The organism is Acinetobacter sp. YK3 (assembly GCF_001729365.1).
In the GTDB taxonomy this organism is placed as follows: domain Bacteria; phylum Pseudomonadota; class Gammaproteobacteria; order Pseudomonadales; family Moraxellaceae; genus Acinetobacter; species Acinetobacter vivianii.
Genome location: NZ_LZPJ01000069.1, coordinates 1 through 11,204, shown reverse-complemented (window position 1 = coordinate 11,204; position 11,204 = coordinate 1). Strand labels below are relative to the sequence as shown.

General features: G+C 40.3%; 9 protein-coding genes. 7 read left to right on the top strand and 2 right to left on the bottom strand.

Translation table 11 applies throughout. From position 1 onward, the window contains the following. Positions 1-1,003, top strand: a 1,003-nt coding sequence (locus A9Z07_RS06020) for a hypothetical protein (protein WP_069577630.1), incomplete at its 5' end; no start/stop codon positions are given. Next, complete coding sequence (locus A9Z07_RS06015; RefSeq protein ID WP_069577627.1) at positions 1,004-1,363, top strand: hypothetical protein; 360 nt, start codon at positions 1,004-1,006, stop codon at positions 1,361-1,363. Between the two features lie 330 nt (positions 1,364-1,693). Here A9Z07_RS06015 and A9Z07_RS06010 read toward each other — a convergent pair whose 3' ends face one another. Next, complete coding sequence (locus A9Z07_RS06010) at positions 1,694-2,689, bottom strand: glycosyl transferase family protein (RefSeq protein WP_069577629.1); 996 nt, start codon at positions 2,687-2,689, stop codon at positions 1,694-1,696. Between the two features lie 247 nt (positions 2,690-2,936). Here A9Z07_RS06010 and A9Z07_RS06005 point away from each other — a divergent pair, with 247 nt between their 5' ends. Further along, entirely contained in the window at positions 2,937-4,082 is a 1,146-nt protein-coding gene (locus tag A9Z07_RS06005; RefSeq protein ID WP_004772567.1) for an acyl-CoA dehydrogenase family protein, read from the top strand. Between the two features lie 62 nt (positions 4,083-4,144). Here A9Z07_RS06005 and A9Z07_RS06000 read toward each other — a convergent pair whose 3' ends face one another. Then, positions 4,145-5,086 (bottom strand): alpha/beta hydrolase, encoded by a 942-nt coding sequence (locus A9Z07_RS06000; protein WP_069577628.1) that lies wholly within the window; start codon positions 5,084-5,086, stop codon positions 4,145-4,147. Between the two features lie 195 nt (positions 5,087-5,281). Between A9Z07_RS06000 and pheA the strand changes: the two genes are divergently transcribed. The 4 genes from pheA (at position 5,282) to A9Z07_RS05980 (ending at position 10,952) form a co-directional block, all read left to right on the top strand. Next, positions 5,282-6,391 (top strand): prephenate dehydratase, encoded by a 1,110-nt coding sequence (gene pheA / locus A9Z07_RS05995; RefSeq protein ID WP_004772565.1) that lies wholly within the window; start codon positions 5,282-5,284, stop codon positions 6,389-6,391. Positions 6,392-6,466: 75 nt separating this feature from the next. Next, positions 6,467-8,716, top strand: a complete 2,250-nt coding sequence (locus tag A9Z07_RS05990) for a bifunctional prephenate dehydrogenase/3-phosphoshikimate 1-carboxyvinyltransferase (RefSeq protein WP_069577626.1) — start codon at positions 6,467-6,469, stop codon at positions 8,714-8,716. Between the two features lie 288 nt (positions 8,717-9,004). Continuing rightward, the gene (locus A9Z07_RS05985; protein WP_004772562.1) at positions 9,005-9,388 is read left to right on the top strand and encodes a hypothetical protein; all 384 of its coding nucleotides are present in this window, start codon (positions 9,005-9,007) and stop codon (positions 9,386-9,388) included. 103 nt (positions 9,389-9,491) lie between these two features. After that, on the top strand, positions 9,492-10,952 hold the full coding sequence (locus tag A9Z07_RS05980) for an aminoacyl-histidine dipeptidase (RefSeq protein WP_069577625.1): 1,461 nt from the start codon (positions 9,492-9,494) through the stop codon (positions 10,950-10,952). Positions 10,953-11,204 lie beyond the last annotated feature (252 nt).

Genomic DNA, 11,204 nt, shown 5'->3' with positions numbered 1-11,204 from the left:
TCATGTAATAAAAAACTATTATGTTAATAATATGATAGAAGAGTTTGAAAAAAGTATTTTAGAAAATGTGAAGTTGGATATTGTTAAATATTCTGAAAAAAATGACGTAACTAAGGTTGTGCAGCCTAAAAATCCCAACACGGTTGTGGTTAATATTTCTGTAACACCAATATTTATTTCAGTTGAACATCCACCAGGTTCTAAAAAGGACCCTTTTACAAAAGAGGCAGTAGAAGCAAGCTTATTTAGTCGCTTAAAAGAACCTTATCCCGATCAAAGATTTACTTATCTATGTGGTCCTGCTGCTTTTTTTTATTGTGTATTAAATAGTAATAAAGAAATTTATAAAAAAATTGTTAAAGCTTTATGGGAAAAAGGAGAGGTCTTGGTTGGACGGTTGAATATAAAACCTGATCTAAAAGGTGCACGTCTTGTTCATAATTTTTATGATGATAAAGAAGTTGCCAGAATATCTGCCGTTGACTGGATTACAATGGGAAGTTTAAGAGATAGCTCTAATTCGGTTACAAAGTACAATCAGGCAGAAGCAGTTGGATGGATACCCGATAAGCTAAATGGTTTAACAGCATTTACAATGCCAGATGAAATAAAAAATTGGTTTTCTTCGATAGGATATAGTGTTCCTTTATACCAAAGTTTTATTCGACAAAAAGTTCCAAGAAATGTTGATTGGCTTGATGTATTGAGAAGTCTTTCTTCTTACCCATCACAAGATTATTATTATGTTTTGTTAACTGTTGGAGCTATAACACAAGGTGGCTCAGATCTACCTTCTATAGCATTTGGCCCTTCACATTACATCGTAATTAACTCAGATTTAAGGACAGCTACTGGGTGTGTTAATAAACTTACCTCTGAGGATGCTATTATTAATGCTACATGTTTTAATTGGGGTAAGCAGGATAGAATTAAACCTATTAGTTTAAAAACTTTGAGTCGGTTTGTTTGGGCCGTTATTGTCGTAAAAAGAGAGTTAAAATAGATGAAAAAATTTATAACATTAACATTTTTATTTTTATTGGGTTGCTCTAATGTAAATAATGATGTTTTTTTGACAAAAGAAATACCAGTAGGAAAAGTAGGGAGTCCTTATTATGCAGAAATTAAAATGAAAGAATATCGTGTTATTGAGGATACTTTTCTTGTACAGTCAAATGTAGATCAAAAGAGTGGTTTGATTGTTTCACCAGATCAAGGGGAAAAAGAGTTTGCCCTTCATGCTTTGACAACAATCGAGGGTACACCTAAGAAGTCTGGTGTCTATAAGATAAATATTTCTGGCACCGTCAGAGATGGATTAAAAAATTTTAATAAGGATTTTATTTTAAAAATTGAGGAGTAAGAGGATTGTATATAAGAAATATGGGTGGATGAATGATGAGGAATAAGTGTTTTTATGTATTTGTTTATATTTTTCTTTTGATGGAATAGAATAAATGGTTTAAAGTGGAATTTTATAATTTTAAAGTTGACTAGCTATCTCAGCGGAACTTAATAATTGTAGTGGATTATATCTTATGTAAATTTTTTATCTAAGAATAAACTACTCGGAAAAGTATTTTATTCTAGTTTATACAGGTTTTTATGAGAAACGTGATGATGAGTTAAGTAAAACCTATATTTTTATAAACAGCACCCCAAGATTATATGATTAATCTTGGAGTATTCTAGATCAGAAACGACTTTCCCAAAGCTCTTTCGCTTTTGTCATTGCATCATCATAGCTACTGACCACACCCATGGTATACAACGCAATCCCCATCGTTTCGATCACTGCCATTTCTCCATATTCATGCGTTTGTTGACCCAACCAAACTGCTTTAAATACTGCAAGATCAAGTTCTTCTTCAATCGGGCTACGGTCAGGAGTAAGTTTTGGCAACTCATGTTCGTATAACTCACCATTTTTAATCCCACAGATTAAAGTTTTTGCATCAGGATTACGTTCAAACTCTCCACCTTCACCCTTAATCACCGCACTATTTTGATAACCTAAACGGAAAGCAGTTTGCTGATGTGAAGTTCGATAAGCAGGGTGGAAAATGGCTTGTAAGGTGGCTTTGGCATTAAATGGATTAATCAGTCGTGCCAGTGTGTGAATCGGAGAGCGTAATCCCATCACATTTCGCAGTGAAATCAGGTCGCTTAAAATTGGTGAAATCGCTTCCAGTGGAAGGTAGGAAAAGTTGTGCTGTTGAAGTTGCTCACGGACATCCTGTTCATTCTGACAAATAGAATAGCCTAAGTATTGCAAAACCTGTTCAGTATAAACACGGTTAATGGTGTGGCCAGAGGCACCGTGCATCACAATCTTGTAACCATGATGCGCTAAAGTCAGTGCGGCCAATAAAAACCACGGATAGTGTTTACGTTTACCTGCATAAGAAGACCAGTCTAGATCCACCTCCAGCGGTTGAAAATTAAGCTGGTCACGCGTAGCTTGGACAAAACCTGCCAGTTCATCGACAGACTCTTCTTTAACGCGGAGTAGCATTAAAAATGCGCCAAGCTGCACGTCCAGTACTTCATCTTTCAAGATCATGCTAAAGGCCTGATAAGCCTCTTCGTAACTGAGTGAACGTGACCCTGTTTTGCCTTTCCCTAAAATACGAACATATTGAGCAAATGGATGTTCTGCGGTTTTATAGATATTTCGTTTTGTGTTCATGGTCGTATTTGAGGTTGTCACTAAGAATGAAATCAATATGACATAAAATAAGGGCATGTAGCATAAAAAAACCAGCAAGCTGTTTAATCAATAAACAGTTGTGGTCTGGAAAGCCACCGTGCAAACAAAATTATTGACCCAATCAGTCTAGTGATTTGATGTAAACGGGACATGACATCTGATCTAAAAGTTATTAGCATGACTGCGAACGAATTTTTAAGAACAAAGAAAGCGAAAGGAAATAATGATGTTAGCTTATGATGCAGATTTGGAACTCTTCCGTGATAATTTTAAACGCTTTATGAGCGAGCAGATTGCACCGCACTATGATCAATGGGAACGTGAAGGTATTATGCCGCGTTCAGTGTGGTCTGCACTGGGTGAAAATGGATTCTTGTGTGTGGATGTACCAGAAGAATACGGTGGTTATGGTGTGCCAACGCATTATTCACTCATGTTGGTGGAAGAATCTGCCCGTGCAGGTTACTGTGCATTATCAACTGCAATTTCATGTCATTCTGAAATCGCTGCACCGTATATTCAGCACATTGCAACAGAAGAACAAAAACAGTACTGGTTACCTAAAATGGTGTCGGGTGAAGTCGTCGGTGCGATTGGTATGACTGAACCAGGTGCAGGCTCAGACTTACAGGCAATGCGTACCAGTGCAATTTTGCAAGATGACCACTATGTATTAAATGGTTCGAAAACCTTTATTTCAAATGGTCAGCATGCTGATCTGGTTGTGCTTGCAGTGAAAACTGACCCACAAGCGCGTGCTAAAGGCGTGTCACTGATGTTGGTTGATACGCATTTGGATGGCTTTAAAAAGGGCACCAACCTCGACAAAATCGGATTACATTCACAAGATACCTCAGAGCTGTTCTTTGATAATGTCAAAGTGCCGAAAGATCAATTGCTAGGTCAAGCAGGGCAAGGTTTTGCTTACTTGATGCAGGAGCTTCCGCGTGAACGTACTGCGATTGCAGCAACAGCTTTAGGTGCGATTCGTGGAGCAATTGATTTAGCAACGGCTTATGTCAAAGAGCGTCAGGCATTTGGTCAGGCAATTTCACAATTCCAGAATACACGTTTTGTCTTGGCACAAGCGAAGATTGATGAGTTGGCAACTGCTGCTTTCTATAACCAAAACGTTGAGTTATATAACGAAGGCAAACTGGACGTAGAAACTGCTGCGGCATTGAAGAGCTTCAGTACTGATATGCAAATGAAAGTTGCAGATAACTTACTTCAGTTATTTGGTGGTTATGGTTATATGACTGAATACCCAATTTCACGTTTCTTCGTTGATGCGCGTATCCAACGTATTTATGGTGGAACGAACGAAATTATGAAAGAAATCGTGGCGCGTGGAATTATTGGTAAAGCTTAATTTATACGCTTCAAAGAATAGCCTGCTCAATAGCAGGCTATTTTGTTTCATGCAGGAAGAGATTAAGGCTTTGGTTCATCAAATAAGGCCGCACAGCGTTCAGTTTGACATCCTGCAAGTAGAATGGCTTTAGGTAAGCTGGCATACATATTGGTCAGGTGTTGTTCAGCAGGATGCTGAAAATGCCAAAAAGAAAATTGTTTTGAGTGTTGGTCTTTAAAATTTTGATAGAAATCATTTTGCTTTTTTAAAGCATCTGGATCTGCCGCGGGGCCTTTGCCTAATTCTTGTGTACCAACGGTGGTCATGAGCATCACGTTTTGAGTTGTATTGGCTTTATTTTTTAACCATTCAGCCTGTCTATTTAATAAGGCATAGTTGTCAAACCAGAGTGAAGGGCTGGCTGCAATATAACGCTGAAATGTTTGTGGCTTGGAAAAGAAGGTATGTAATGCAAACAATCCGCCAAAGGAGTGTCCGAATAAGCTTTGTTGTTGGGAGTTGACTTTAATACGTGAACTGATTGCTGGTTTCAGTTCTTTATCCAAAAATTGGATGAATTGGTCTGCACCACCATATTGATATTTTGCCTGCGTTTGAAACTCAGCAGACGTTTTAGGGGTATAGTCTAAAGCACGTTTTTGCACATCAAAGGTGTTTTGGTCAGGATAGCCTACCGCAACAATCACCACAGGGCTAAGCCCCAAACGATTTGCACCTGCACCAACTGATTTCGCAATATTGGCAGCACTTTCAAAAGCGGCATTTCCATCTAGAACATACAGCACAGGAAAGCCTTCTACAGGTGCTGCACGATCAGGAATGGACATCTGAATCAGGTAGTCCTGCGCAGTATATTTCGATTTCAGGATAAAACTTTGTCTGGTCTGGGTATTTGCTTGCACTTCACGTGCTGAACTGGAACTTGCTGTAGAAGGCTGCGCAACCACGGATTGGGTCGCGATCATAAGAGAAAAAGTTAAAATACCAAGACGTTTCAACATCACTTTATTTACACTCATCAAAATTTTGACAAGAAATATATAATGAAAATCATTATCAATAAAGTTTAATGGGAAAAAGAGTTAAAACTCAGCGTGTTTAATGCATAAAAGTATTGTTATACTCTAGCTCGGATAATCGATTCATAGATAGATTGTAATCCATTCTTATAGATGATTTTGCTGAGGCTGCATTCAATGGTAAACGATGGACAAAACACATCGAATTCACTTAATTTAGAACAAATTCGTAACGATATTGATAGTGTTGATCAACAAATCCAAGAGTTACTCAACCGCCGTGCGACACTGGCAGAAGCGGTAGCTAAAGCGAAATTTGCATCCGAAGAAAATCCACTGTTTTATCGCCCGGAACGTGAGGCGCAAGTGCTCCGTAAAGTCATGGAGCGTAATCAAGGGCCTTTGTCTGATGCAACCATGGCACGCTTATTCCGTGAAATCATGTCGGCATGTCTGGCGCTTGAAGCACCACAAAGCATTGCATTTTTAGGGCCAGAAGGGACGTATACGCACTCTGCTGTGTTAAAACATTTTGGTAAAGATGCGGTTGTGCGTCCATTACCAACCATTGATGAAGTCTTCCGTGAAGTTGAAGCGGGCAGCGCGCATTATGGTGTTGTTCCTGTAGAGAATTCATCTGAAGGGATTGTGAACCATACGCTGGATTGCTTTAAAGCATCGACAGTGAATGTGATTGGTGAAGTTGAGCTTCGTATCCATCATCAATTCCTTGTCTCAGAAAATACCCGTAAAGACAGCATCAAACAGATTTATGCCCATCAGCAAACCTTGGCGCAATGCCGTAAATGGTTAGATGCACATTATCCAGGCGTTGAGCGTGTTGCACTGAACTCAAATGCAGAAGCGGCTCGCCGTATTCGTAACGAATGGCATTCTGCTGCGATTGCATCTGATATTGCGGCAAGTATGTACAATCTTGAGATTTTACATAGCAATATTGAAGATAACCCAGAAAATACCACACGTTTCCTTGTGATTGGGCGTGAAAAGATTCCTCAAAGCGGTAATGACAAGACCTCGTTATTGATCTCTGCACATGATCGTGCGGGTGCTTTACTGGAAATTCTTGCACCGTTTGCGAAGCATCAAATTAGCTTGACCAGCATTGAAACACGTCCAGCTTTACCTGAAAAATGGGCTTATGTGTTCTTTATCGATTTAGAAGGACATATCGGTCAGGAAAATGTTGCGGCGGCATTGGAAGAAATTCGTCCAATGGTAAAAGAGTTACGTGTACTCGGATCTTATCCAATCGCTGTTTTATAATCCCGTTTTATCGAATGGATAGATGACTTCGGTATCTATCCATATCAATGTCGTCTCATTAGGCAAATATGTTTTATGTCTCAACCATTATTTAAAAAAGTTGCATTTATCGGACTTGGACTGATTGGGTCTAGTCTTGCCCGTGTGATTGTGGCAGAACAACTTGCATCTCAAATTGTGGCTTCAACACGCTCAAAAAAAACATTAGAAGATGCCAAGACACTCGGTCTTATTCAACACGGTTATGCAACGCCTGAAGAAGCAGTTCAGGATGCAGATTTAATTGTTTTAGCATTACCCGTTCGTGCGACACAAAAAGTGCTTGAACAGATCAAGCCCTTTCTTGCCGAAAATGCCATTATTACCGATGTAGGTAGTACCAAAGGCAATGTGGTTGAAGCGGCAAAAGCAGTATTTGGTGAAAATTTACCTGTCGGTTTTGTGCCGGGGCATCCTATTGCAGGTGCAGAACATACTGGTGTGCATGCGGGTAAAGTTGATTTATTCGTCAATCACAAAGTGATTCTAACGCCACTGCCGACCAGCGCGGAGTGGGCGGTTGAAAAGCTGATTCAGCTTTGGTCTGCGGCAAAAGCAGAAGTGATTTGCATGGATGTTGCTAAACATGATGAAGTGTTGGCACATACCAGTCATTTACCGCATTTGATGGCATTCAATCTGGTTGAGCAACTGGCAAATCGTGAAGATAATCTAGATATTTTCCGCTATGCTGCGGGTGGTTTTAGAGACTTCTCTCGGATTGCAGCCAGTGATCCGCAGATGTGGCATGATATTTTCTTTGCCAACAAAACCGCAATTTTGAATGCTGTTGATGGTTTCGAACAGCAATTATCCGTTTTAAAGAAATTGATTGAACAGGAAGATTCGCATGCGTTGATGGGGCTACTGGGCCACGCGCAAGCGGCACGCCAACATTTTAATCATATGTTAGCCAAAAAACCTTTGATGGAGAAAAACAAGGTGACACAGCAATTTAGCATTTTACCGGGAAAGAAAACATTTACAGGTAAATTCACCGTACCGGGTGACAAATCTGTGTCACATCGCTCAATTATGTTTGGTGCGATTGCAGAAGGCACAACTCATGTGACAGGCTTTTTGGAAGGTGAAGATGCACTCGCAACTTTACAAGCATTCCGTGACATGGGCGTGAGCATCGAAGGACCAAAGAATGGTGAAGTGACCATTCATGGTGTGGGCATGCAAGGCTTAAAAGCACCTGCAAGCGCATTGTATATGGGCAACTCAGGCACCAGTATGCGTTTGTTATCAGGCATGCTCTCTGCGCAAAAATTTGATTCGGTAATGACGGGTGACGCGTCATTGTCTAAGCGTCCAATGGAACGTATTGCTAAGCCACTTCGCGAAATGGGTGCACTCATCCAGACCACAGGCGAGAAAGGTACACCACCTGTGAGTATTACAGGTAGTCAGATGCTTAAAGGAATCCAATACGATTTACCAATGGCGTCAGCTCAGGTGAAATCAGGTATTTTATTGGCTGGTTTATGGGCTGAGGGTGAAACTTCCGTGACTGAACCAGAACCGACGCGTGATCATACTGAACGTATGTTGCGTGCCTTTGGTTATGATGTAAAAACTGAAGGTAATAAAATCTCGCTTGTCGGTGGCGGCAAATTAGTCGGTACAGATATTCAAGTGCCTTCGGATATTTCATCTGCTGCATTCTTTATGGTGGGTGCAGCGATTACTGAAGGTGCCGATGTGGTATTGGAAGCGGTCGGTATTAATCCAACCCGTACAGGCGTGATCGAAATCCTTAAGCAAATGGGTGCTGATCTGACAGTTGAAAATGAGCGTATTGCAGGTGGTGAACCGATTGCAGATATTCATATCAAAGGTTCAAGAACATTGAAAGGCATTCATATGCCAGAAGATCAAGTGCCTTTAGCTATTGATGAATTCCCGGCATTGTTCATTGCTGCTGCATGTGCAGAAGGTCAAACTGTATTGACTGGTGCTGCTGAGCTTCGTGTTAAAGAATCTGACCGTATCCAAGTGATGGCAGATGGTTTGAAAATCATGGGGATCGACTGTACGCCAACGGAAGATGGCATCATCATTGAAGGTAAAGGTAAATCTGGCGACTGGTCAGCGATCTTCGCGGGTGGTGAAATTGAATCACATCATGACCATCGTATTGCCATGAGCTTTAGTATGGCTGGTTTACGTACCTCCGGTGAAATTACGATTCATGGTACAGAAACGGTTGCGACAAGTTTCCCAACCTTTACCGAGCTTGCAAATTCAGCTGGATTGGATTTAAGTGTAGTCAATCCGTAATCTGATTTGAATCAAGCAGCATTCAGCTATTGAAGGTTGAGTGCTGTTTTTTTTTATGTATTTATCTCTAAAAAGAATTTGTTAAAACCATCCATTGAACGCTTAAATACTAAAAATGATGACTTCTCTGATGTACATATCTAATCGGGTCGAAATTTATCAATTTAACAATAGAACTAAGACAATCAGCTAATCGTTTAGAGACGATTGTATATATAATAATTCAGAGTATAGGCGTTGGATTTAGGTTGTGATGCGGCGCTAAAATATAATAAAAGAGGGAATAGCATGAAAACGTTGCAATTTATAGCAGATTGCCCAAAACATGGAGTGGTCGATCATCCACCGAATGAGTGCTATATCACACAAGAATATGTGGCTGCACTGCTGTTTAAACAATTAGAACAATATGGTTTTGATGCACAGCATATTCGTCATGAACATGAGAAAATAGAAGTGCGTATCGACAATCATCAATTGCCGCTTTCAATTTTATGTTCGCAACAAGACACAGAAGGGCATATTTTGTGTGAGATTTCAGCCAATCCACAACGTGAACAAGCGTGGTTTGAAAAGATCGAGACGCAAAGTATTATTCGCCAACTGGCACAGGCAGTGGAAAATAGCTTAAAAGCGGAACATAGTTTTTCTCAGTTTGTATGGAAAAGCTAAGTCTTTTTTGCGAATAGAATCTTAAATGAAGTGCATTAACATCATGACCGTTTCGGTGTATGGTGTATATTGATTTAAACGCTTTATTTGAGAGTATAGGTGCATGATACAGGTCGATTTTTCTAAATTATCACCCCAAGTGGTTTGGCAACATTTTGAGACCTTATGTACCATTCCTCGGCCTTCCAAGCATGAACAACAATTAAGACAACATTTAAAAGATTGGGCGGAACAGCGTAAGCTCCAAACTTATGTCGATGACATTGGTAATCTGATTATTCGCAAAGCGGCAACTGCGGGTAAAGAACAGGTGGCTGGTGTGATTTTGCAAGGGCACTTGGATATGGTGACTCAGGCAAATCGCGGAACCCAACATGACTTTTTTAAAGATTCCATTCGACCTGTATTAAAAGATGGTTGGCTGATTGCTGAAAATACCACTTTAGGTGCGGATAATGGGATTGGTGTTGCATTGGCACTGGCGGTATTAGAATCAAATGATATTGCACATGGGCCGATTGAAGTCCTGCTGACGATTGATGAAGAAGCGGGAATGAGTGGTGCACGCTTACTCGAATCTGGCGTTTTAACTGGACAATGGCTTTTTAATATTGATACCGAAGAATGGGGCGAGCTATATCTTGGCTGTGCAGGCAGTATCGACCTAGAAGTGGGGCAGCCACTTGAATATGAAACAGCACCAAATAATTTAATCTTTGTAGATTTACTGGTATCAGGACTAAAAGGTGGTCACTCTGGGGTTGATATTCATTTAGGTCGAGGGAATGCCAATGTCATTCTAGCCAATTTCCTTAATGAATATTTAGCACAATCTAATGGTCGACTGGTTGAATTTGTCGGTGGAACAGCACGTAACGCCATCCCGCGTGAAGCCGTGGCAACTATTGCAATTCAGGCAGAACAACTGACTGATTTGGAAAACGCTGTTGTAGCGACACAAGCTGCATGGCAACAGACACTACAGGGTATTGATGATCAGTTGCAAATCACGGCACAGCAAAATACCAGTCAGATAAATGAAGTGATTGCGTTACATCAACAACAAGCATGGTTGCAGGCATTAGCAACTTGCCCTTATGGCATTGCTCAATGGAGTAGCGCTTTACCTGATGTGGTTGAAACCTCGAATAATATCGGTGTGGTCAAACTCACTAAAGACGAAGCAAAAACCTTGATTATGGTTCGTTCGATGGTGAATCAGCAGGCGTTAGCCTTTGCACAGAACATTCAACAGCACTTTGCCAATTTCCAGATCAAATCTGAATTAACGCCGTTAGTATCAGGTTGGACACCGAATCCAGAATCAGCGGCATTAAAGTGCTTGCAACAAGCGTATCAGTCTGCATTTAAAATTGAGCCAAACTTGAAAGTGATTCATGCGGGGTTGGAGTGCGGCATTATTGCGGAACATTATCCTGATTTGCAAATGGTGTCTTTTGGCCCAGATATTCAGGGGGCGCATGCACCGGGAGAGCGAGTTAAAGTGGATACGGTAGAGAAATGCTGGAAGTTGTTGGTGACTGCTCTGGAGTCTATTAAATAAGCCCTTAATAAAAAGAAGCTCAAAGATGAGCTTCTTTTACTTTAACTGTGATCTGAAACAGTGTTTTATCCAACTTGATAAATTCAATTTCACAATTAAACCTGTGAATTAATCTTCCCAATGGAAAAAAGCATCAAAGTAGCAATATCCATGATTTGTGAAATTTGTATGTACCCCATAATTTGAAGGTAATTTTATTTTTAATTGTTTTTGATTTAATCGAATTAATTCTAATTTTGATAGTAATTTCTC

Bases quoted from the DNA above. Each gene is read 5' to 3' on its own strand.
- A9Z07_RS06015 (WP_069577627.1), top strand. From the start codon at position 1,004: ATGAAAAAATTTATAACATTAACATTTTTATTTTTATTGGGTTGCTCT.
- A9Z07_RS06010 (WP_069577629.1), bottom strand. From the start codon at position 2,689: ATGAACACAAAACGAAATATCTATAAAACCGCAGAACATCCATTTGCT.
- A9Z07_RS06005 (WP_004772567.1), top strand. From the start codon at position 2,937: ATGTTAGCTTATGATGCAGATTTGGAACTCTTCCGTGATAATTTTAAA.
- A9Z07_RS06000 (WP_069577628.1), bottom strand. From the start codon at position 5,086: ATGTTGAAACGTCTTGGTATTTTAACTTTTTCTCTTATGATCGCGACC.
- pheA (WP_004772565.1), top strand. From the start codon at position 5,282: ATGGTAAACGATGGACAAAACACATCGAATTCACTTAATTTAGAACAA.
- A9Z07_RS05990 (WP_069577626.1), top strand. From the start codon at position 6,467: ATGTCTCAACCATTATTTAAAAAAGTTGCATTTATCGGACTTGGACTG.
- A9Z07_RS05985 (WP_004772562.1), top strand. From the start codon at position 9,005: ATGAAAACGTTGCAATTTATAGCAGATTGCCCAAAACATGGAGTGGTC.
- A9Z07_RS05980 (WP_069577625.1), top strand. From the start codon at position 9,492: ATGATACAGGTCGATTTTTCTAAATTATCACCCCAAGTGGTTTGGCAA.